Here is a 21,269-nt window from a genome sequence, read left to right as displayed (position 1 = left end):
AAACGGGGGAGAGGTAACGAGATGCGCCGGACGATCGTGGTTCTTGCCGGGGTTCTGATGGTCTCCGGGTGCACCGGTGGCCCGCAGCGACTGGACGGTGAGGCCGCACCGGCGGGCGCCGTCCCGCCGACGCCGCAAGCCGCCTCTGCCTCGTCGGCGGCACCGCGCCCGGTGCCGTCGTCGAAGTCCCCGTCACCTCCTGCGCCGAAGCGTTCCCGTACGACTACGGCGGATGCGGCGCCCACCCGGTTCAGCCGGGACGGGCTCGGGAAGCTGAAGCTGGGGATGACCGAGAAGCAGGCGCTGGCGACCGGGCTGGTGGCGAACCGGAGCGGTGATGATCGGTGCTCCACGTTCGAGCTGGTGCCGGCGAACTGGGACGGTGTGGCGGTCGTCTACTCCGAGGTTCACGGCGTGGTGGCGATCCCCGGTTACGGTTCGATCAGCACCCCGGAGGGCATCCGGATCGGGAGCACCCTGGCCGAGGTCAGAGCCGCCTATCCGGACCTGGACGAGCGGCTGCTGGACGTGAACGGCAAGGTCTTCGCGAAACGCACGGACGGGGACGGATCTCACTACGAGTTCGTCTTCGACGACTCGAGGAGGAAGACGGTCGACTTCCTGTCGGTCGGGGTCGACGAGCCGGACTGCTGACGCGGGCGGTGTGCGGCGCCTGGAGTGACCGGGACCGGCGCCGCACACCGGGCTCTTTCAGTGGTTGGTGCCGTTCGGGCCGTACGCGGCGAAGAAGCGGTCGCGGAAGGCGTTCATCGGCCAGACCGGGGCGTCGGTGGCCGGCTTGAGGCCGTCGGTCCAGTTCCAGGTGTTGATGCGGTCGAGGACGGCCGGGTCCTTGGCGACGATGGTGATCGGCACGTCGTGGCTGGCGTTGTCACCGGTGACCACACTGGACGGCTGGTGGTCGCCGAGGAAGACCAGGACCAGGTTGTCGTCGCCGTACTTGGCGATCCAGTCGATCAGGGTGGTGAGGGTGTAGCGGATCGACTTGCCGTACTCGCGGCGGACCTTGCCGGCGCTGGTCCAGATGTCGGCCCTGTCGGCGCCGCCGGCGGCGATCGAGTTGTAGACCGAGCCGTCGCCGACCTTCTCCCAGTCCATGAACTCCGGGATCGGGGCCCACGGGGTGTGGCTGGAGATGAGCGGCATCTCGACCATCAGGGGCTGCCGGCCGGGCTTGGCGTACTCGAACTCGTTGAACTTCTTGAGGGTGTACTGGTCGGGCATCTGCGCCCAGCTGAACTTGGGTCCCTGGTACTCGAGGTTGCGGGAGTCCCAGACCCGGTTGTAGCCGTAGAACGAGCCTTCCGGCCAAGCCCTGGTGGCGCCCGGCATGACGCTGACGGTGTCCCAGCCGGCTTTGCGCATGGCGCTCGTGACGGTGAGGCGGTCGCTGGCGGTCAGGTTGCGGTACCGGGACTGGTTGTTGATCCACAGCCCGGACAGCAGGGTCGAGTGGGCCAGCCAGCTGTTGCCGCCGAACGTCGGTGAGGTGAGCCAGCCGCTGCGGGAGGCGAATCCCGCGGCCTTGAGCTTGGCGTCGCCGTCGGTCAGGACGGCGGTGGTGCCGGCCGTGAGGCTGGGCGCCTCGACGGCGTTGCGGCCGTAGCTCTCCACGAAGGTGAAGATGACGTCCTTGCCGCGCAGGGCGGTGAGCAACCGGTCGGCGGGGACGTCGGCGTACGGGTCGGCCTTGACCTCGCCGGCGAAGGCGGCCTCGTTGGCGATGCCGGTCCTGGCCTGCTGGGCGCGGTCCCAGGCGTACGTGACCGAGGTGCGGGCGGCGATGGGGACGCCGGGGACGAGCTGGACGCCGAGCGCCAGGGTCAGCATCCAGGCCGACGCGATGCCGGTGGCGGTGAAGGCGGCGCGGCGGCGGTGCCGGCTCATCAGGGCGGCGAGCCGCAGGACAGCCCAGATGACCACGGCGACGGCGCCGGCGGCGGCGAGGACGCCACCGGCTGCGGCACCGTAGGCGCCGGCCGCGCCGTACGAGTCGCGGATGAAGTTAAACGTGTCGTCGAACAGTTCCCAGTCGAGGACGACGTCGAACGGGCGGGCCAGCGTCTTGAACCAGCCCATGTCGAGGCTCTTCTGGATGAGGAGCCAGCCGAGCCCGGCGCCGAGGATCGTGCCGGCCACGATGCGCGGGCGGCGGGGCAGCACGACCAGCAGCAGGATGCCGACGGCGGCCTCGATCGGGATGCGGGCGAAGTTGCCGAGGGTGAGGCGTCGCATCACGTTGGGGTAGAGCAGGGCGACGAAGATGATCACGCCGGCCAGGACGTTCAGTCCGCGTGCCGTCCAGGGGGAGCGCAGAAGTTGCCGTACCCGGCCCGGGGGCTTGTCGTCCGGCGTGCCGGGGACCGGCTCAGCGACCTCGCCGGGCGTCTCGGCGACGGATGCGGCGGCCGCGGCCGGCGTTTCGGCCGCGTCCTCGGTCTTCGGGGCAGCGTCCTCGGTCGTCCCGGCCGTGTCCTCCACCGCGGGCGGTGTGGTCTCGGGGGTCTTCTCCTCCGTCTTCTCGGAGTTCTTCTCCGAGTCCGGGTTCTGCGGCGGGTCGGCGAGATCTGTCGGCTGCACGTCATGGTGAACGGAAGGCGTGCCGGGATGGTTCAGCCGACGGGCGCCAAGTTGTGGTGTCCGGGATCATAGGCTCTTGCCAATTTCCTATTAAGGCTATAGGAAAGGTGGTAGAGGAGGAACCGCCCATGCGTCCTGTCCGGCTCGCCGCTGCCGTCACCACCCTCGCCGTCACTCTTGCCCTCGCCGCCGCCTGTTCCCCCGGCTCCTCCGGGTCTCCCGCGGAGGCCGAGGCCGGCCGGCCGGTCAGCGGCGGGTCGCTGACCTGGGCCGTCGAGACCGAGCCGATCACCTTCAACCCGCACCAGTACGCCCAGGCCAAGGCACGGCTGCTGGTCTGGAACACCTTCGAGGCCCTGCTCACCCACGACAGTCAGGGCGGTCACCTGCCGTGGCTGTCGACCGGCCACGAGGTCTCGGCGGACGGCAAGACCTACACCTTCGAACTGCGTACGGACGTGAGCTTCGCCGACGGCACGAAATTCGACGCCACGGCCGTGAAGGCGAACATCGACCAGTTCCTCGTCGAGGGCTACAACCCGGCCGTGCGCGCCGTCCAGTTGCGCCACCTCGATCGCGTGGAGGTCGTCGATCCGGCGACGGTCGCCTTCCACCTCGAGCAGCCCGACGTGCTGCTGCTCGACTTCCTGTCCTCGCCGCAGGGCGCCCAGGTGTCACCGAAGTCGCTGAAGGAGGCCAGGAACCTCAAGGCCGGCGGCCCGGAACTGGCCGGGACCGGACCGTTCATCCTGGACGGGTACATCGCCGGGCAGGAAGTGCACTTCACCCGGAACCCGGCGTACAACTGGGCACCGGCCAACGCCGGACACACCGGGCCCGCCTATCTCGACGAGATCACCTACCGGTTCCTCAAGGAGTCGTCGGTACGCGTCGGTGCCCTCACCTCCGGCCAGGTCCAGGTGATCGAGGGCGTGCCGGCCACCGACGAGCCGCTGATCACCGCGAACCGGCAGCTCTCGCTGCAGCGCGGGCTCAACTCCGGGTCGGCGTACTCGTACTACCTCAACACCGCGCACGCCCCGTTCGACGACCTCCGGGTGCGGCAGGCGTTCCGGGAGGCCGTCGACGTCGACGCGGTGCTCACCGGGGTCTACCGCGGCAGCGCCACCCGCGCGTGGAGTGTGATCGGGCCGACCAGCCCGTTCTACGACAAGAGCCTCGAGAAGACGTACGGCGGTGACACCGCGAAGGCGAACCGGCTGCTCGACGAGGCCGGCTGGACGGCGCGCGACGCGGAGGGCTTCCGGACCAGGGACGGAAAACGCCTGACCGTACGGCTCGTGCAGTCGGCGCCGTTCGTCCGGGACCGCCGCGACGTGCTGGCGCAGGCTGTGCAGGCCGCGGTCAAGCAGAGCGCCGGCATCGATCTGAACGTGGCCCTCGTCGACCAGGGCACCGCCACCAAGGCGCTGGCCGACGGGGAGTACGAGGTGTTCGACAACTCCCGCGCCGACACCGACGCCGGCGCCGCCCTCAACCTGCTGCTGCACTCCGGCGGCGCGATCAACCGCACCGGCCTCGACGATCCACGACTGGACAAGCTGCTGGAGGAGGGGCAGGCCAGCTCCGACCGGGCGAAACGAGTGGCCGCCTACCAGCAGGTGCAGAAGCTGACCATCACCGATCAGGCGCTGATCCTGCCGCTGTACGCCCCGGCCGACCAGATCGCCTCCGCCACCACGGTCGGCGGCCTGAACTTCGAACCGGTCGCGGGCGTGCCGGGCAGCGCCTACAACGTCTGGCTGAGCAAGTGATCACGGCGATCGCCCGGCGGGTCGCCAGCGGGGCGATCGTGCTGTGGGCAGCGGCCACGGCGGCGTACCTCGCGCTGCTGGCCGCCCCCGGCGACATCGTCGACGCCATCGTCGGCGACGGTGCCGACACCCCGCAGATCCGCAGCCAGATCATCGCGGAGTGGAACCTGGACCGACCGGCGGTCGTGCAGTACCTCGACTACCTGCTACGGGCCGCCCAAGGCGACCTGGGCCGCTCCTACCTGCTGCAACGCCCGGTCCGTGACGTCATCGGCGAGCAGATCCCGCCGACCCTGCAACTGGCCGCCGCGGCAGCCGTCTTCGGAATGGTGCTGGCCCTGATCCTGGCGGTCACCACCCGGCACCGGTGGGTACGCCGGGTCAGCTCGACGGCCGAGCTGATCATCGTGTCCACGCCGCCGTTCCTGATCGGGATCGTGCTGCTCAGTGTCTTCTCGTTCCGGCTCGGCCTGTTCCCGGTCTCCGGGGACCGCGGCTGGGCGGCGCTGGTGCTCCCGGCCGTCACCCTCGGCCTGCCTATCGCCGGAGTCCTGGCCCAGGTGCTGCGCGACGGCCTGGACCGGGCGCTCGACGAGCCGTTCGCGGTCACCGCCCGCGCCCGCGGATTGACGGAACGAGCGGTCCTGACACGGCACGCGCTGCGCCATGCCCTCATGCCGGCCGTCACCCTGCTTGGCTGGCTGTCGGGCGTGCTGATCGGCGGCTCGGTGATCATCGAGCAGGTGTTCGGCCGCCCCGGACTCGGCCAGGTCACCCTCCAGGCCGTCAGCAACGGTGACATGCCGGTGGTGCTCGCCGTCGTCGTGCTCGCGGCCGCCGCCTTCGTCGTGATCAACACGGCGGCCGATCTCGCGTACCTCGCCATCGATCCGCGGCTGCGAAGGAGCTGAGCGATGTCTCTGGCGCTGCCCCGCCCGGCGAGCCGCCGGTGGTCGCCGCGGCTCCCACGACCCGGCCTGACCCTCGCCGGAATCGTCCTCGGCCTGGCCGCCGCCGCGGTGCTCTGGCCGTCGGTGTTCGCCGGTGACCCGCTCGCCGCCGACCCGCTGCACGTGCTGGAGGGCCCGTCGGCGGCGCACTGGTTCGGCACCGACCAGCTCGGCCGCGACGTCTTCGGCCGGGTCGTGCACGGCGCCCGGCACAGCTTGAGCATCGGAGTGGCCGCCACCGCCATCGCGGCCGGCGCCGGGATCCTGCTCGGTCTGCTCGCCGGCCTCACCCACCGGGTCGCCGACGAGGCGCTCAGCCGCGGCTTCGACGCGCTGGCCGCGTTTCCGCTGGTCCTGCTCGCGCTGCTCTTCATCGCGATCGCCGGCACCGGAACGACAAGCCTCATCGTGGCGATCGGCATCGCCACCACACCGCACTACGCCCGGGTGGTGCGTGCCCAGACCCTCGTCGTGCGGCGGGCGCCGTACGTCACCCACGCCGTCGCGTTCGGGACGTCGCGCACCCGCCTGGTGCTGCGGCACGTACTGCCCAATGTGCTCGGCCCGATCCCGGTCCTGGCGATGATCGGGCTCGGTGAGGCCGTCCTCATCGCGGCCGGTCTGAGCTTCCTCGGCCTCGGACCGCAGCCGCCGTCACCGGAATGGGGCGCGATGCTCTCCGAGGGCCGCGGATACCTGCACCTCGCCTGGTGGGCGTCGGTGCTGCCGGGATGCGCCGTCACCGCCACCGTCATCTCTCTCACCGTGACCGGCCGCCATCTGCAGAACCGGTTCGAAGGGCGAAACCAGTGATCGAAGTCGAGAACCTGCGGGTCACCTTCACGGGCCGGCACCGCGTCGAGGCGGTCCGCGGGGTGAGCCTCACGATCGGCGAGGGCGAATGCGTCGCCATCGTCGGCGAGAGCGGGTCCGGCAAGAGCGTCACCGCCCGCAGCCTGGTCGGACTGGCCGGTCCGCATGCACGCGTCGAGGCCGGCACGTTCACCGTCGACGGCCGGGACGTACGCGGTTTCGCGGCCCGTGACTGGCGGCGGTTGCGCGGCCGGTTCGCCGGGCTCATCCTGCAGGACGCCCTCGTCTCGCTCGATCCGCTGCGCACCGTCGGCGCCGAGATCGGCGAGGTGCTGCAGGCCCACGGCATCGGCGACCGGCGCGACCGGCCGCAGCGCGTGCACCGGCTGCTCACCGACGTGCACGTGCCCGAACCGGAACGGCGGGCCCGGCAGTACCCGCACCAGCTCTCCGGCGGGCTGCGGCAGCGGGCGCTGATCGCGTCGGCGATCGCCGGTGCGCCGCGGTTGCTGATCGCCGACGAACCCACCACCGCGCTCGACGCCACCGTGCAGGCACAGATCCTGAAACTGCTCGCCGAACGCCGCGCCGGCGGGGAGACCCTGCTGCTGATCAGCCACGACCTGGCGGTGGTGTCGAAACTCGCCGACCGGGTGCTGGTCATGAAGGACGGCCGGATCGTCGAGGGCGGCGGCACCCGCACGATCCTGGCCGGCGCGGCTCACCCGTACACGAAAGAACTGGTGGCGGCCGCGAGGGGCCGCAGACGCGGGACCACCGCAGAACCGGGCGGCGTCGTCGCCGAGGCCACCGCGCTGCGCAAGGTGTACGGCGACCGGACCGTGGTGCGCGACGTCGACCTCACCATCCGCCGCGGCGAGATCGTCGGGCTCGTCGGTGAGTCCGGCTCCGGCAAGACGACCGTGGCGCAGCTGCTTTTCGGGCTGACCGAGCCGACCTCCGGACGGGTCCGGTTCGAGGGCGCCGACTTCAGCGGGGTGCCGGAACGCGCCCGCCGGCCGATCCGCCGCCGCCTGCAGCTGATCGCGCAGGACCCGCTGTCGGCGTTCGACCCCCGCTGGACCGTACGCCGCATCGTCGGCGAGGCCCTGCCGCGTGGTGAGAACCCGGAACCGGTCCTGCAACGGGTCGGTCTCGGCGCCGACGTGCTCGACCGGTACCCCCGGCAGCTGTCCGGCGGGCAGCGGCAGCGCGTCGCCGTGGCCCGGGCCGTCGCGCCGAGACCGAGTCTGATCATCTGCGACGAGCCGGTGTCGGCGCTCGACGTCTCGGTGCAGGCGCAGGTGCTCGACCTGCTCGCGCAGATCCGCGAAGACGACGGGACCGCACTGCTGTTCATCTCGCACGACCTCGGCGTGATCCGAGACCTGGCCGATCGGGTGCTGGTCATGCACGACGGCCGGGTCGTCGAGCAGGGGCCGGTCAAGGCCGTCCTCGACCACGCCGGCCACGAGTACACCCGGGCGCTGCTCGACGCGGTGCCCACATTGGAGGTCTCCCTATGACACTGCATCTCGGGGTCGCGCTGACCGGGGACTCGTTCGCCGCCGAGGACTGGATCTCGCAGGTCCGGCAGGCCGACGACGCCGGCATCGACTTCGTCACGTTCGAGGACACGTTCGGCCGGCACGGGCCGGACGCCGTCCTGGTCGCCTCCCGGGTCGCGCCGCTCACCCGGCACGTCGGCCTGATCCCGGTCGCCACCACCACCCACACCGAGCCGTTCCACCTGTCCACCGCCCTGGCCACCCTCGACTGGGTGAGCCGCGGCCGGGCCGGCTGGCAGGTGCGGGTGTCCGCCGACCCGGCGGAGGCGGCGCTGCTCGGCCGCCGCGCGCCGCTGCCGGCCGACGAGCTGATCGCCGAGGCCGCCGACGCCATCGAGGTGGTTCGGCGGCTCTGGGACAGCTGGGAGGACGACGCGATCATCAAGGACGCGGCGACCGGCCGGTACATCGACCGGGACAGGCTGCACTACATCGACTTCGCCGGCGAGCACTTCTCGGTCAAGGGTCCGTCGATCGTGCCGCGGCCGCCGCAGGGACAGCCGGTGGTGGCGGCGCTCGCGCACGGGCCGCAGGTGTGGGACGCCCTCGACGCCGACGTCTTCTTCGTGACGCCGGCCGCCGCCGACGACGCGGCCCGCAAGGTCCGCAGGATCCTGCCGGAGAAGAAGATCTTCGCGGACCTCACGGTCGGAGGTCATGTCCCGGCCGACGCCGTGACCTTCAACGGTACGCCGCAGCAGCTCGCCGACCTGATCCAGAACTGGTGGGCCGCCTCCGGTCTCGACGGCTTCCGGCTCCGGGTGTCCGACATCGCCGAGATAGCGGACCTGGTGATCGAGCTGCGCCGGCGTGGCCTCTTCCAGCCGTCCGGCCACCGCACACTCCGCGACCGTCTGGGCCTGCCGGTCGCGGTCAACCGTTACCAGGAGGCCGGCCGTGCCTAAGCAGATCATCCTCGCCGCGCACTTCCCCGGCGTGAACAACACGACCGTCTGGAGCGACCCGCGCGCCGGCAGCCAGATCGACTTCGACTCCTTCGAATACCTGGCGAGGACCGCCGAACGCGGGAAGTTCGACTTCTTCTTCCTGGCCGAGGGACTGCGGCTGCGCGAACAGCGCGGCCTCATCCACGACCTGGACGTCGTCGGCCGGCCGGACACGCTCACCGTGCTGACCGCCCTGGCCGCCGTCACCACCCACCTCGGGCTGGCCGGGACGCTCAACGCCACCTACCACGAGCCGTACGAACTGGCCCGCCAGCTGGCCACCCTCGACCACCTGTCCGGCGGGCGGGCCGCGTGGAACGTGGTCACGTCGCCCGGTGCGTTCTTCGGCGAGAACTTCCGGCGCGGCGGGTTCCTGGACCATGCGGACCGATACGTCCGCGCCGGCGAGTTCATCGAGACGGCCCGGGCTCTCTGGGACAGCGACGGCGGCGAGTTCGCGATCAGGAACAGCCAGTTCGACATCAAAGGCCGGTTCGGGGCGCCGCGCAGCCCGCAGGGCCACCCGGTCATCCTGCAGGCCGGCGACTCCGACGGCGGGCGGGAGCTGGCCGCGAAGCATTCCGACGCGATCTTCTCCCGGCACCATCAGATCGACGACGCCCGGACCTTCTACCGCGACGTCAAGGACCGGCTCGCGAAGTACGGCCGGGCCGAGGACAGCCTGAAGATCATCCCGGGGGTGTCCTATGTGCTCGGCGACAGCGATGCCGACGCACAGGAGAAGGCACACCACATCCGGCGTCAGCAGGTCAGCCCGCGGACCGCGATCCTGCTGCTGGAACAGTTGTGGAACACCGACCTGTCCGGCTACGACGCCGAGGGCCCGTTGCCGGACAGCGACCCGGTCCTCGACGAGGACGACACGATCATCAAGGGCCGCGCCGGCATGTACCCGGACCGGCTGGCCACCGCCCGTGACTGGCGGGCCCGGGCCGAGGCCAAGAATCTGTCGATCCGGGACCTGATCATCGAGGTGACCGGGCGGCAGAACTTCATCGGCACCGCCGCGCGAATCGCGGAGCAGCTGAACGAGTACGTCCAGACCGACGCGTGCGACGGCTTCATCCTCGTCTCGCACCTCACCCCGGCCGGGCTCGACGACTTCGTGGACCAGGTGGTCCCGCTGCTGCAGGAACGCGGCGTCTTCCGGACCGACTATTCCGGGACCACCCTGCGCGACAACCTGCGACTGTCATGAAGTTCCTGCTGCTCAGCCTGATCACGTACATCGACCGGTCCAAGACGGTCGAACAGCGGCTGCGGGAGGTCGTCGACGCGGCCGTGCTCGGTGAGGAACTCGGCTTCGACGGTTTCGCCGTGGGGGAGCGGCACGAGCGGCCGTTCCTGTCCTCGTCCCCGCCGGTCGTGCTCAGTCACATCGCCGCCCGCACCAGCCGCATCGAGCTGTGGACCGGCGTGACCACACTCAGCCTGCCCGACCCGGTGCGCGCGTTCGAGGACTACGCCACCCTCGACAACCTGTCCGGCGGCCGGCTGCAACTGATCATCGGCAAGGGCAACGGGCCCGCCCAGGCGCAACTGTTCCACGTGACCGCCGACGACCAGTGGGACCGGCTGCGGGAGAGCTACGACCTGTTCCGGCGACGGTGGCGCGAGGAGAAGGTGACGTCACCAACCCCATCGAGCCGTACGCCGAACTCATCGACCACTACCGCGAACGCTTCGGTCACGAGGTGACCCACCTCAGCGCCGACACCGAAGGCATCGGGGAGAAGGCGATCCGGCGCAGCCCGGAACTCTTCGCCGCCGAGATCGCACCCGTGTTACGCCAGCTGAAAGGGCGGTAGCCATGCCCGTACCCCTCTCCGTCCTCGACCTCGCCCCGCTCGTCTCCGGCGGTGACTTGCCGGACGCCCTGCGCCGCACCCTCGATCTGGCCCGCAGCGCCGAACAGTTCGGCTACCACCGTTACTGGGTGGCCGAACACCATTTCACCCCCGGTGTCGCCAGCTCCCAGCCGGCGCTGCTGCTCGGCCAGATCGCCGCGGTCACCGACCACATCCGGCTCGGTTCCGGTGCCGTCCAGACCGGCTTCCAGACCGGGCTGTCCATCGTGGAGCAGTTCGGTCTTCTCGACGCCCTCCACCCGGGCCGCTTCGACCTCGGGCTGGGGCGCTCCGGGCAGGCCCGCGCCCAGAAGGCCGACGAGGCGCCGCAGGAGGAACGCGTCGTGGACGGGCTGCTCATCCCGAAGCCGTTCTCCTGGGCGCCGATCTTCGCCTCCAGGCGGACCGCCCTGGCAAGCAGTTTCCTGACCCAGCCCGGTGCCCGGCCGCTCGGGCTGAACGAGGTCCTCGATCAGATCTTCGCCCTGCTCGCCGGGCCGATCGTCGACGACGAGGGCAACGAGGTGACCGCCACCCCCGGTGCCGGCGCCGATCTGGAGGTGTGGCTGCTCGGCAGCTCCGGCGGTGAGAGCGCCCGTACCGCCGGTGCCCGTGGCCTGCCGTTCGCCGCCAACTACCACGTCGCGCCGGCCAAGGTGCTCGAGGCCGCTGAGGCGTACCGGGAATCGTTCGTCCCCTCCGCAACCCGCAGCCGGCCGCACCTCATGGTGTCGGCCGACGTCATGGTCGCCGAGGACGACGAGACCGCCCGCCAGCTCGCCGGACCGTTCGCCCTCTGGGTCCGCAGCATCCGCACGGGCCTCGGTGCCGTCCCGTTCCCCAGCATCGAGGAAGCCGCCGCTTTCGACTGGACCGACCGGGATCGCGCTCTGGTCGCCGACCGGGTCGCCACCCAGTTCGTCGGCTCGCCGCAGACCGTCGCCGGGAAGCTGCGCACCCTGCAGCGGGTCACCGGTGCCGACGAGCTGCTCATCACCACGATCGCCCACGATCACACCGATCGCGTACGCTCGTACGAGCTGCTCGCCAAGGAATGGCCGGCCTAGCCGGACATTGCTCGTGGACGGACATCGCGCCCGGCCACACCGTCGGCGGGGAGCCGGTTCCATCGTCAGCCGTCTATGGCAGACTTCTGGCATGGATAGCGGGCCATCGTCGATCAGCCGTCCGATGCGTAACCTCCTCGCGGGGTTCTACACATCGCTGCTCGGTACGCAGATGGTTCCGGTTGCGCTCGCCTTCGCGGTCCTCGCCAGCGGGTACGGCGTCTCCGGCCTCGGCCTGGTCCTCGGCGCGAGCCGCCTGCCGACCGTCGTGTTCATCCTGGTCGGCGGTGTGCTGGCCGACCGGCTGTCACGCCGCAGCCTGCTGCTGATGAGCGACGGGGTCCGGGCCGTCAGCCAGGCGGCGCTGGCGATCTGGTGGTTCACCGGCCACGTACCGCTCGCCGCTCTGATGTTCTTTGCCGCCGTCGACGGCCTCGGCAACGCCTTCTTCCGGCCGGCGCTCAGCGGCCTCATCCCGTCGCTCAACGAAGCGGCCACCCTGCAGCGGGCCAACGCGCTCATCGCGTTCGGCCGCTCCATCAGCAGTCTCGCCGGACCGGCGATCGGCGGTGTGCTGGTGGCCGCGTTCAACCCCGGCACGGTGTTCGCCATCGACGCGGTGTCGTACGTGATCGGTGTCCTGTTCCTGCTCGCCGTCCCACGCGACGCCGCCGCACCACGCGCCGTCCGGACGCGCGTGCTGGCCGACCTGCGGGAGGGCTGGACCGAGTTCCGGTCCCGGCGCTGGCTGTGGGCGGGTGTCCTGGAGAGCAGCGTGATGCACCTCTTCGGGCTCTCCGCCTATCTGGTGCTCGGCCCGCAGATCGCCGCCGACAGTCTCGGCGGACCCCGGGCCTGGGGCTTCACCCTCGCCGGCTTCGGTGCCGGCGCGGCCGTCGGCGGCCTGCTGATGGTGCGGTTCACCGCGCGACGGCCGCTGGTGACGGCCATGATCGGGTCGCTCGGCTTCGCGGCGGCGCTGCTGCCGCTCGCCCTGTCGGCCCCACTGCCGGCCGTCGTGGCGGGCGCGTTCGTCGCGGGTTCCGGCCTGGGCGTCTACAGCACCCTGTGGGAGACCACGCTGCAGAGCCAGATCCCGCGCGACGTGCTGTCCCGGGTGAGCGCCTACGACTGGTTCGGATCCCTGGTGACCCTGCCGCTCGGCTACGTCCTGGTCGGATTCGCCGCACCCGTCGTCGGCGCTGACACCTTCCTGATGGTCGGTGCCGCCATGGCGGTCATCGCCAGTACGGCCGTATTGTCACTGCCTGATGTACGCGGCCTGACCAGTGACCACCCGGCGGCCCGCCACACCGTGTCCTGACCGCCGCGACCGGAGGTTCTGATGGCCCGTCGATGGATCCGCCCGTGCCGTGACCGGAGGTTGTGATGGCCCGTCGATGGATCCGCCCGCGCCGGTGGTCGCCGCCCGTCCTCACCGCCGGGGCACCGGCAGCGCCGCTGCGCGTGCTGTACACCCTGCCGACCGGCGGGCACGGTCCCGAAGACGTGGTGTTCGACGCGGACGGCCGGGTGATCGCCGGGCTCGCCGACGGGCGGATCATCCGCATCGACCCGGCTGACGGCGCCCGGACGGTGCTCGCCGACACCGGCGGCCGGCCCCTCGGCCTGTACCCGCGCGCCGACGGCGGGGTGCTGGTGTGCGACCACGACCGCGGACTGCTGCTCGTCGGCCCGGACGGCGGCGTGGACGTCCTGGTGGACACCGTGGACGGCGAGCCGCTCACGTTCGCCAGCAACGTCGTCGAGGGACCGGACGGGACGATCTGGTTCACCTCCTCGACCACCCGCTGGAACCTGGACGACCACCTCGGCGACGTGTTCGAACACTCCTGCACCGGACGACTGCTGCGCCGCGACCCGTCCGGCGCCGTCACGGTGCTGCTCGACGGGTTGAAGTTCGCCAACGGGCTCGTGCTCAGTCCCGACGGGTCGAGCCTGCTGTTCGCGGAGACGGCCGGCTACCGGATCCGGCGGTACCTTCTCGGCGGGCCACGAGCCGGCACCACCGAGACGCTCGTGGAGAACCTGCCCGGCTTCCCCGACAACCTGTCGGTGGGCAGCGACGGTCTGATCTGGGCCGGGATCGCGGCACCCCGCGACCGGCTGCTCGACCGGTTGCTGCCACTCCCCGGCTTCCTGCGGCTGGTGTTGTGGAACCTGCCTGTGGCGTTCCGCCCCGGAGCCGTACCGATCGCCTGGGTGATGGCCTTTGACGCCGACGGCCGGGTGGTGCACGATTTGCGGGCCGCGGACGGTTCGTACGGCTTCGTCACGTCGGCAGCCGAACACGACGGCACGATCATCGCGGGAAGCCTCACCCGCGACGACATCGCCGTCCTGGCCACCCCCTGACGCCAACGCCCGCCCCTGACGCCAACCCGCCCCTGACGCCAACGCCCATCCCTGACACCAACGCGCTCCGTTGCGGCGCCATGATCGCGGTCCAGCCGCGGTGGTTGTCGTCGTGGGCCTCGGTCTCGACTGCGAGATCCACGACCAGAACGCCGTCAAACAGCGCTACGCCATCAACTTCCAGGTTCGCTGGGATGTCGCCGAGCCTCGGTGCACCGCCTCGTCCTGGCACTTCTCCTGGCTGGTCTTGGCGCCGGGCGCGGGGAGCACCTCCTGGTTGTAGCGGCGCGGGGAGCACCTCCTAGTCGTAGCGGGCGCGGGGAGCACCTTCTCGTCCTGACCGCGGGACAACTTCCCGGCCGGCAGGAGAAGAGCCCGGAAACTGGCGGCGACCTGCGCGACGGAGACACATTGCTACATCTGTTCAATGGCAAACTTCTCACAAAACCATTTTCGCGGTGGACTCCAGCCCGGACGGCCGATGACGCCATTGCTGCGATCCGTAATTTCCTCGGCGGAGAAAAAAGAATCACCGCTGGCCGCCTCTGGATTTCCCCGAAGGGTGCGTCTGCGCTCGAAATCATCCGGCGGCACGGCCGCAGCCGCCATTATTTGTCGCCCGCTCCCGCTCCTCACAGTCCCGTAGCGCTCCGGACCGGACAGTGGCCGAAATGATGGTCCGGCCAGCGGTGCAGCGAGCCACTTCCCCCGCAATTGCCGGCACGATGCGAGCCGTGTGATCGGATGCGACGTCTTCGGCGGTATTGCTTTCCGCATCCGCAGCTCGGTGGGGCAGGGTGTGACCGGAGTCGCCACCTCCGGCCGACGGATCCCCGCCGGACAGTGCGCCGGACCCTGTGCCGACGTATTCCGCGCGGCCGATGCCGGCATCGGCCGCTGTGCTGGTTGATCTGGCCACTGTGGTGTCCGAAGCGGCCGCTGTGCTGTTCGGGGCGGCTTCGCCGGCCCCGATTCACCCGGTGATGGCGGCGCGGAAGGCGGTGTTGACGCGGCGAATTCTCCGGCTGCTGCCGTGGCGGACCCTTTGGCTGCTGCCACGGCGGGCTCTTCGGGTGTTGACGCGGCGGGCTCTTCGGCTGCTGCCGTGGCGGTCCTTCCAGGTGCCGACCGGAACTCGACGGGGCGGCCGTTGACGGGCATCTCCCGGCCGAGCGCGGCGAAATGGGCTTGCCCACTCCCGTCCTGGGACCCGCAATCGGTCAGGCGGGCTCGGCGGAGTTTCTCGGCATGGCGTCTCTGCAACCCCCAGAAACGGCGGCGCGCGTGTTCACGACGGAAATCTTCGCGGCTCTTGGGATTGTTCCGTGCCGCGGTCCGGTCGCGCATGGCGGCTATTTCCGCTCGGCTGAACAAAGACCCCTGCTGCACGCGTATTATCATCCCGGATCTCGATCCGAAACTGTAAGCAAATGATCATGCCAAAATCGATCCTTTCGAGGACCGGAGTATCGCTCCTGCATAGTGGACGAGCGTCACAGCACGAAAGGCGGAGGCCCGGGAGGGACTCGCCGCCCGCAGAGATCATCGCCGCGGACGGCGATGTAATCGGCAACCGTGCCGAGGAGGCCGGCTGCGTCGATCGGCTTCCGACCTTGTCGTCGAGGGCCTGAACCGGCACGACATCAAGGCGTGGCGGTTCGGGGCTGGGTGTCTTAACCGGGGCACTGGACTGAGCCGGCGGGACATCAAGGCATAGCGGTTCCGGCCGGGCGTTTCACCGAGGCCCAGACGGAGGGTATCCCTATGGCCTCTGTGAAGCGGCGGGCGATTTGTTCAGCCAGTCTGTGCTGGTAGAGATTGCGGAGCATCTCAAGCCGCCAGGGAGGCTGCGGCTCACGGGGCCGGGTCGGGCAGCCGGGCCTCACCCCATGAACCGGGACGCGTACGCCGTACCCGATCCGGGTGAATTTGATCTTTGCCGGTGTGGGGGACCGGAGTGCTGATCACCATCGGGAGGTGGAGATCCGGCAGCTCAGCTACGTCGAGGCGGTGGCCCGGTACGGCGGGTTCACCCGCGCGGCCGAGCGGCTGCACGTGGCGCAGTCGGCCGTTTCGTCGCAGGTGCGGGCGCTCGAGGTGGAGCTCGGGGTGACGCTGTTCGCCCGGACCACGCGGAAGGTGGCGCTGACCCCGGCGGGGGAGATGTTCGTGGCGCGGGCGCGGCGGATCCTGGCCGAGCTCGACGGTGCCCGCAGCGAGATGACCGAGATCACCGCGGTGGTCAGCGGCCGGGTGCTGGTCGGCGCGACCGCCGGGCTGGGACCGTACGACCTGGCCGGCGCGCTGGCGAGGTTCCGGGACCGGCATCCGCAGATCGCGGTCCGGCTGCGGTCGGGACGGATCACCGGGCTGCTCGGTGCGTGCGACAACGGCGAGCTGGATCTGGTGGTCGGGCCGGCGTACGCCGATCTGCCGCCCCGGTTCGACGCGGTGCCGCTCGCCGACGAGCGACTGATTCTGGCTCTGCCGCCGGGCCACGCGCAGGCACACGGGGGCCGTCTGACTCTGGGGGAGGTACGCGATGAGCCGTTCGTCAGCATGCCGCCCGGCAGCGGGCTGCGCTGGATCCTGGAGGACGCGGCCCGGTCGGCCGGTTTCCTGCCACGGGTGTACTTCGAGACGCACAGCCCGGCCGGGGTCCGTGAGCTGGTGGCGGCCGGTCTCGGGGTGGGGCTGCTGCCCCGGACGGTGGCCGAGACGTACGGCGGGCCGATGATCGCGGTCCGGCAGCTGCATCCGCCGCCGGCGCATCCGCCGATCGGTGTCATGCATCAGCGGAACCGGCCGTTGAGTGTCGCGGCCCAGTCGCTGCGCCACCATCTGGTCGAGGTCGCCGGCCGTGACCTGCCCGTTCCGGGGAATCAGCAGCCCCCGGCCGGCCTCGAGCCGGCCGCCGGCGAGGAGCCGGAGGTCATGTCCGCCGGTACGCCGTGAAGTCGGTCCGCCTCCGCAGCAGGAATCCGATCGACTCGTAGAGCCGGATGGCGTGCACGTTGCCGGCCGACGTGTGCAGGAACGGCGTCTCCCCGCGTTGCCGGATGCCGGCCGCGACGGCCCGGACCAGATACGTGGCCAGGCCTTTCCGTCGATGTGCGGGATCGGTGCAGACGGCGCTGATCTCGGTCCAGCCGGCCGGGTGCAGCCGCTCGCCGGCCATCGCGATCAGCCGGCCGTCCGGCGAACGCAGACCCAGGTAGCTGCCGAGCTCGACGGTCCGGCGGAGGAACGGGCCGGGCCGAGTGCGGTCGATCAGGTCGAGGATCTCCGGTACGTCGGCCGCGCCGAGCCGGATCGCGTCCGGTGCCGGTGCCGGACGCAGCGCGACGTCGACCAGCTGGACGCCGGCGACGCTGCGGTCGACCTGCCAGCCGGGATGGGCGACCGTGCCCGCCCCGGCGATCGTCACCGCGGTGCCGGGCTCGACCAGTTCGGTCAGGTCGGCCCAGGCCCGCGGATCGGCCGGGTCGGCGAGGGCGTGGAACGGGGCGACGTCGTGGTCGTACCGTGCCGCCTGGCCGTTGACGACCGCGAACCCCGAGTGCGCACCGGTGAGCGAGCTCCACACCGGGTTGTCCAGGACCGCGGCCGCGGCGAGGACGCGGGTCATCTGCCCTCGATCGGCAGGCCCGGCGGGTTGACCTCGGCCTTGGTCACGGCCTCGCCGGCGAGGTTCCAGCGCTCGAGGATGCGGGCGTAGTCACCGGAGGCGATCAGCTTGTCGAGGGCCGCCGCGTACGCCTGGACGAGGCCGTTGTCCTTCTTGGTGGTGAGTGCGATCAGTCCCTGAAGTTCTTTGCCGGCGCCGGAGTAGGTGCCGACGATCTCGGTCTGCCCGGTCGTCGCGACGTGGTAGGTGGCCGACGGGTTCGGGCCGAGGTGCAGATCGATCTGGCCCGAGCCGAGCGCCAGGTAGACGGCCTGGTTGGTCTGGTAGTACTTGATGACGACCGCGGGCAGGCCGGCCTTCTTCACCTCTTCGGCCCACTCGACCAGGATCTTCTCCTGGTTGGTGCCGGAGCTGACCGAGACCCTCTTGCCGGCGATGTCGGCGGGTTTGGTGACGGTCAGGCCGGAGCCCTTCTTCGCCAGCCAGCCCAGGTTGTCCAGGCGGTAGGTGACGAAGTCGTACTTGAGCTTGCGTTCCTCGGTGACGGTGATGTTCGAGGCGCCGAGCTGGAACTTGCCGCTGTCCAGGCCGATGAACAGGTTCTCCCAGGACGTGTTCTCCAGGACCGGTTCGAGGCCCAGGGTGCTCGCGATGGCGACGGCGATGTCCGGCTCGTTGCCGATCAGCGTCTTGTTGTCGGTGGCGGCGAAGGCGAGCGGCGGGAAGCCGGAGCCGGCCGCTCCGACCCCGATGAGCAGCTTGCCGGACGCCTTGACGTCGGCCGGCAGCAGCGCGGCGGCGGCCTCGTCCCTCGGCGGGACGATCCGTTTCTGGTCGGGGCCGGTGTTGAGGGCCGGCGCGGCCGACGCCGCCGGCCCGGCGGCCTCGGCCGGTTTCTCCTCGGGCGCGGCGCAGGCGCTCAGGCTCAGCGTCACTGCGGCAAGGGCGACGATCCATCCGGTACGCATGGGAGCTCCGATTCGAAGGAGGAACTAGACGAGGACTTTGGAGAGGAAGGCGCGGGTACGTTCGTGCCGGGGGTGGTCGAGCACCTCGTCGGGACGGCCCTGTTCGACGATGCGGCCGGAGTCCATGAAGACGACCGTGTCGGCGGCCTCCCGGGCGAATCCGATCTCGTGCGTGACGACGATCATGGTGGTGCCGCGGGCGGCCAGAGCACGCAGCACGTCGAGGACCTCGCCGACGAGTTCCGGGTCCAGGGCGGAGGTGGGCTCGTCGAACAGGATGAGTTTCGGGTCCAGGGCCAGGGCGCGTGCGATCGCCACGCGCTGCTGCTGACCGCCGGAGAGCTGGCGGGGGTAGGCGCCGGCACGGTCCCAGACGTCCACGAGTTCCAGTAGTTCGTGGGCTTTCTCGTACGCCGCGCTCGCGGTTCGCCCGAGTGCCGAGATCTGCGCCTCCGCGACGTTCTGCAGGGCGGTGAGATGGGGGAACAGGTTGAAGTTCTGGAAGACGAAGCCGATCCTGGCGCGCTGCCGGAGGATCTGCCGCTCGCTGAGCTCGTGCAGCCGGTTGCCGTTCTGCCGGTAGCCGATCAATTCGCCGTCGACCCGTACCGTGCCGCTGTCGGCCTTTTCCAGGCGGTTGATGCAGCGCAGCAGGGTGGACTTGCCGGAGCCGGACGGGCCCAGGATCACGGTGACCGTGCCGGCCTTCGCCGACAGGTCGACGCCGCGCAGCACCTCGGTGCCACCGAACGACTTGCGCACGCCGGTGAGCTGGATCATCGCTTGATCGCCGCCTTCAGTCGCTGGAACGGGGTGGGCGGCAGCGTCCGGACGGCGCCGCGGGCGAAGTGCCGCTCGGTGTAGTACTGCAGGACCGACAGCAGCGCGGTGAGGATCACGTACCAGACCGTCGCGACCATCAGCAGCGGCACGACCCGCCCGTTGCGGCCATAGATCACCTGTACCTGGTAGAACAGCTCACCGATTGCCAGGATGTACACGACGGACGTGCTTTTGAGCAGGTTGACCAGCAGGTTCGCGGCGTTCGGCAGGATCGCGCGCATCGCCTGGGGCAGCACGATCCGCGTGAACTGCCGCCACTTCGGGATGCCGAGCGCGGCTGCCGCCTCGTGCTGGCCGGAGTCGACCGAGAGCAGACCGGCCCGGATGATCTCGCCCGCGTACGCGGCCTCGTGCAGCGCCAGGCCGAGGACCGCCGCTCCGAACGAGCTGATCAGGTTGACGGTCGGGAACGAGACACCCGGCCCGAACGGGATGCCGACCTGCAGCGTTTCGTAGAGGTAGCCGAGGTTGGCCCAGAACAGCAGCTGCACCAGCAGCGGCACGGACCGGAACACCCAGATGTAGGTCCAGCTGACCACGGACAGCACCGGGTCGGACGACAGCCGCATGGCGGCGAGCGGGATGCCGCCGAGGAAGCCGAGGACCGCACCGGCGAGGGTCAGCTCGAGGGTGAGCAGCAACGACTCGACGACCGTCTTCTCCAGGAAGTACCCGGCGAACGTCCCCCAGTCCCAGCCGGGGTTGGTGACCAGGCCGTGCCCGAACTGCGCGAGCAGCACCAGCACGAGCGCGGTCGCGGCCCACCGCCAGGGATGTCTGGCGGGGACGACGACGAGATCGTCGCCGGCGGCGGTCCGCTGCCGGGGCGGGGTGAGGACGCTCATGCCGACGACGCTAGGCAGCGGCCCGCATCTCCCTCAAGTCCTATCAGCTATATATGTTTAACGAGGTTGTTGCGCGTGGGACGGGTATTGCCTGTAAGCCCATAGATGCGATAGGAATACCGGGCATTCCCGAGCTCCCCTGCCAGGAGAATCCCGTGACCACCACCCTTGCCTCCGCACCACCCGCTCCGCCGGTGGAGAGAGCGGCGCTCGCGCCCGGCGGCGGCCTCCGTCGCCGGCTCACGCTGCGCCTCCTCGCTCTGGTCGCGCTCTACCTGCTGTGGGAGCTGACGGCGCGGGTCATGAACAACCCGACCTTCATCCCCTCACCCGGTGCGGTGTGGGACCAGCTCATCACCACCTCGACGACCCATGACGGCGTACGGGGATACAGCGGCCACCTGCTCATCGAGCACCTCGGCGTCTCGCTGCGGCGCATCGTCATCGGCTCGGCCATCGGCGTGGCCGGTGGCCTGCTGCTCGGCGTACTCCTCGGCACCGTCGGCTGGCTGCGGGTGGTCGCCGAACCGGTCGTCACGTTCGTTCGCGCACTGCCCCCGCTGGCCTACTTCAGCCTGTTCATCATCTGGTTCGGCATCGACGAGACCCCGAAGCTGTGGCTGCTGTCGATCGCCGCCCTGCCGCCCGTCGCGGTGGCCACCGCCGCCGCTGTCCACGGTGCACCGACCGGCCTGGTCGAGGCGGCCCGCGCGCTCGGGGCCGGCCGCTGGCAGACCATCCGCGACGTGGTGCTGCCGAACGCGCTGCCGGAGATCTTCACCGGCATCCGGCTGGCGGTCGGGGTGGCGTACTCCTCGGTGGTCGCCGCCGAGACCATCAACGGCGTACCCGGCATCGGCGGCATGATCCGCGACGCCCAGCGCTACTCCCAGACCGACGTGGTCGTCCTCGGCCTCTTCGCCATCGGCCTCTCCGGCCTGCTCATCGACGCTCTGCTGCGGATCAGCGAAGAACGGCTGATCCCGTGGCGGGGCCGCGCATAGATAGGGAATCGTTCCA

The 21,269-nt window shown here is 70.4% G+C and carries 19 protein-coding genes; 14 read left to right on the top strand and 5 right to left on the bottom strand.

The window, feature by feature from the left end; translation table 11 throughout:
* Positions 1–21 precede the first annotated feature (21 nt).
* Positions 22–654 carry a hypothetical protein gene (locus AB0G04_RS13565; protein ID WP_360981678.1) on the top strand — a complete coding sequence of 211 codons (633 nt, stop codon included), beginning with the start codon at positions 22–24 and terminating at the stop codon, positions 652–654.
* 57 nt (positions 655–711) lie between these two features.
* Here AB0G04_RS13565 and AB0G04_RS13560 read toward each other — a convergent pair whose 3' ends face one another.
* Complete coding sequence (locus tag AB0G04_RS13560) at positions 712–2,601, bottom strand: sulfatase-like hydrolase/transferase (protein WP_360981675.1); 1,890 nt, start codon at positions 2,599–2,601, stop codon at positions 712–714.
* Positions 2,602–2,729: 128 nt separating this feature from the next.
* Here AB0G04_RS13560 and AB0G04_RS13555 point away from each other — a divergent pair, with 128 nt between their 5' ends.
* The 12 genes from AB0G04_RS13555 to AB0G04_RS13500 all read left to right on the top strand — a co-directional run bounded on the left by AB0G04_RS13555 (position 2,730) and on the right by AB0G04_RS13500 (position 16,920).
* Positions 2,730–4,376, top strand: coding sequence for an ABC transporter substrate-binding protein (locus AB0G04_RS13555; protein WP_360981671.1), 1,647 nt, complete (start codon positions 2,730–2,732; stop codon positions 4,374–4,376).
* Complete coding sequence (locus tag AB0G04_RS13550; protein ID WP_360981668.1) at positions 4,373–5,287, top strand: ABC transporter permease; 915 nt, start codon at positions 4,373–4,375, stop codon at positions 5,285–5,287. The genes AB0G04_RS13555 and AB0G04_RS13550 overlap by 4 nt, the downstream gene beginning before the upstream one ends.
* A gap of 3 nt (positions 5,288–5,290) precedes the next feature.
* Positions 5,291–6,139, top strand: coding sequence for an ABC transporter permease (locus AB0G04_RS13545; protein WP_360981665.1), 849 nt, complete (start codon positions 5,291–5,293; stop codon positions 6,137–6,139).
* Entirely contained in the window at positions 6,136–7,665 is a 1,530-nt protein-coding gene (locus AB0G04_RS13540; RefSeq protein WP_360981662.1) for an ABC transporter ATP-binding protein, read from the top strand. The genes AB0G04_RS13545 and AB0G04_RS13540 overlap by 4 nt, the downstream gene beginning before the upstream one ends.
* Positions 7,662–8,612: an LLM class flavin-dependent oxidoreductase gene (locus AB0G04_RS13535; protein ID WP_360981659.1), complete on the top strand. Its 951-nt coding sequence runs from the start codon at positions 7,662–7,664 to the stop codon at positions 8,610–8,612. The genes AB0G04_RS13540 and AB0G04_RS13535 overlap by 4 nt, the downstream gene beginning before the upstream one ends.
* Positions 8,605–9,873 (top strand): LLM class flavin-dependent oxidoreductase, encoded by a 1,269-nt coding sequence (locus AB0G04_RS13530; protein WP_360981656.1) that lies wholly within the window; start codon positions 8,605–8,607, stop codon positions 9,871–9,873. Before AB0G04_RS13535 ends, AB0G04_RS13530 begins: the two co-directional genes overlap by 8 nt.
* A complete protein-coding gene (locus tag AB0G04_RS13525) occupies positions 9,870–10,373 on the top strand; it encodes an LLM class flavin-dependent oxidoreductase (protein WP_360981653.1) in 504 nt (167 codons plus the stop codon). The genes AB0G04_RS13530 and AB0G04_RS13525 overlap by 4 nt, the downstream gene beginning before the upstream one ends.
* Positions 10,374–10,485: 112 nt before the next feature.
* Positions 10,486–11,589: an LLM class flavin-dependent oxidoreductase gene (locus tag AB0G04_RS13520; protein ID WP_360981650.1), complete on the top strand. Its 1,104-nt coding sequence runs from the start codon at positions 10,486–10,488 to the stop codon at positions 11,587–11,589.
* 124 nt (positions 11,590–11,713) lie between these two features.
* Positions 11,714–12,913 carry an MFS transporter gene (locus AB0G04_RS13515; RefSeq protein WP_360981647.1) on the top strand — a complete coding sequence of 400 codons (1,200 nt, stop codon included), beginning with the start codon at positions 11,714–11,716 and terminating at the stop codon, positions 12,911–12,913.
* Positions 12,914–12,978: 65 nt separating this feature from the next.
* A complete protein-coding gene (locus AB0G04_RS13510) occupies positions 12,979–13,965 on the top strand; it encodes an SMP-30/gluconolactonase/LRE family protein (RefSeq protein WP_360981644.1) in 987 nt (328 codons plus the stop codon).
* Between the two features lie 100 nt (positions 13,966–14,065).
* On the top strand, positions 14,066–14,248 hold the full coding sequence (locus AB0G04_RS13505; protein WP_360981642.1) for a hypothetical protein: 183 nt from the start codon (positions 14,066–14,068) through the stop codon (positions 14,246–14,248).
* Between the two features lie 1,694 nt (positions 14,249–15,942).
* Positions 15,943–16,920: a LysR family transcriptional regulator gene (locus AB0G04_RS13500; RefSeq protein ID WP_360981639.1), complete on the top strand. Its 978-nt coding sequence runs from the start codon at positions 15,943–15,945 to the stop codon at positions 16,918–16,920.
* Here AB0G04_RS13500 and AB0G04_RS13495 read toward each other — a convergent pair.
* From AB0G04_RS13495 to AB0G04_RS13480, 4 genes are read right to left on the bottom strand one after another with little or no spacing between them, the layout of a single operon-like run.
* Positions 16,898–17,593 (bottom strand): GNAT family N-acetyltransferase, encoded by a 696-nt coding sequence (locus AB0G04_RS13495; RefSeq protein WP_360981636.1) that lies wholly within the window; start codon positions 17,591–17,593, stop codon positions 16,898–16,900. The genes AB0G04_RS13500 and AB0G04_RS13495 overlap by 23 nt on opposite strands.
* A complete protein-coding gene (locus tag AB0G04_RS13490) occupies positions 17,590–18,561 on the bottom strand; it encodes an ABC transporter substrate-binding protein (protein WP_360981632.1) in 972 nt (323 codons plus the stop codon). Before AB0G04_RS13490 ends, AB0G04_RS13495 begins: the two co-directional genes overlap by 4 nt.
* Positions 18,562–18,585: 24 nt before the next feature.
* On the bottom strand, positions 18,586–19,341 hold the full coding sequence (locus AB0G04_RS13485) for an amino acid ABC transporter ATP-binding protein (RefSeq protein WP_360981629.1): 756 nt from the start codon (positions 19,339–19,341) through the stop codon (positions 18,586–18,588).
* On the bottom strand, positions 19,338–20,249 hold the full coding sequence (locus AB0G04_RS13480) for an amino acid ABC transporter permease (RefSeq protein WP_360981626.1): 912 nt from the start codon (positions 20,247–20,249) through the stop codon (positions 19,338–19,340). Before AB0G04_RS13480 ends, AB0G04_RS13485 begins: the two co-directional genes overlap by 4 nt.
* Before the next feature lie 155 nt (positions 20,250–20,404).
* On the opposite strand from AB0G04_RS13480, the gene AB0G04_RS13475 reads away from it, so the two are divergent.
* Positions 20,405–21,253 (top strand): ABC transporter permease, encoded by an 849-nt coding sequence (locus AB0G04_RS13475; protein WP_360981623.1) that lies wholly within the window; start codon positions 20,405–20,407, stop codon positions 21,251–21,253.
* Positions 21,254–21,269 lie beyond the last annotated feature (16 nt).

Origin of the sequence: Actinoplanes sp. NPDC023801, assembly GCF_040639655.1 — a bacterium.
In the GTDB taxonomy this organism is placed as follows: domain Bacteria; phylum Actinomycetota; class Actinomycetes; order Mycobacteriales; family Micromonosporaceae; genus Actinoplanes.
The sequence above is the reverse complement of the archived record's forward strand: the minus strand, read 5'-3'. Positions and strand labels throughout refer to the sequence as shown.

What these genes read in the sequence shown, in the direction of transcription:
- AB0G04_RS13495 (WP_360981636.1), bottom strand. Translation starts at nt 17,593, where the DNA reads ATGACCCGCGTCCTCGCCGCGGCCGCGGTCCTGGACAACCCGGTGTGG.
- AB0G04_RS13480 (WP_360981626.1), bottom strand. Translation starts at nt 20,249, where the DNA reads ATGAGCGTCCTCACCCCGCCCCGGCAGCGGACCGCCGCCGGCGACGAT.
- AB0G04_RS13545 (WP_360981665.1), top strand. Translation starts at nt 5,291, where the DNA reads ATGTCTCTGGCGCTGCCCCGCCCGGCGAGCCGCCGGTGGTCGCCGCGG.
- AB0G04_RS13510 (WP_360981644.1), top strand. Translation starts at nt 12,979, where the DNA reads ATGGCCCGTCGATGGATCCGCCCGCGCCGGTGGTCGCCGCCCGTCCTC.
- AB0G04_RS13565 (WP_360981678.1), top strand. Translation starts at nt 22, where the DNA reads ATGCGCCGGACGATCGTGGTTCTTGCCGGGGTTCTGATGGTCTCCGGG.
- AB0G04_RS13485 (WP_360981629.1), bottom strand. Translation starts at nt 19,341, where the DNA reads ATGATCCAGCTCACCGGCGTGCGCAAGTCGTTCGGTGGCACCGAGGTG.
- AB0G04_RS13515 (WP_360981647.1), top strand. Translation starts at nt 11,714, where the DNA reads ATGCGTAACCTCCTCGCGGGGTTCTACACATCGCTGCTCGGTACGCAG.
- AB0G04_RS13525 (WP_360981653.1), top strand. Translation starts at nt 9,870, where the DNA reads ATGAAGTTCCTGCTGCTCAGCCTGATCACGTACATCGACCGGTCCAAG.
- AB0G04_RS13555 (WP_360981671.1), top strand. Translation starts at nt 2,730, where the DNA reads ATGCGTCCTGTCCGGCTCGCCGCTGCCGTCACCACCCTCGCCGTCACT.
- AB0G04_RS13535 (WP_360981659.1), top strand. Translation starts at nt 7,662, where the DNA reads ATGACACTGCATCTCGGGGTCGCGCTGACCGGGGACTCGTTCGCCGCC.
- AB0G04_RS13520 (WP_360981650.1), top strand. Translation starts at nt 10,486, where the DNA reads ATGCCCGTACCCCTCTCCGTCCTCGACCTCGCCCCGCTCGTCTCCGGC.
- AB0G04_RS13490 (WP_360981632.1), bottom strand. Translation starts at nt 18,561, where the DNA reads ATGCGTACCGGATGGATCGTCGCCCTTGCCGCAGTGACGCTGAGCCTG.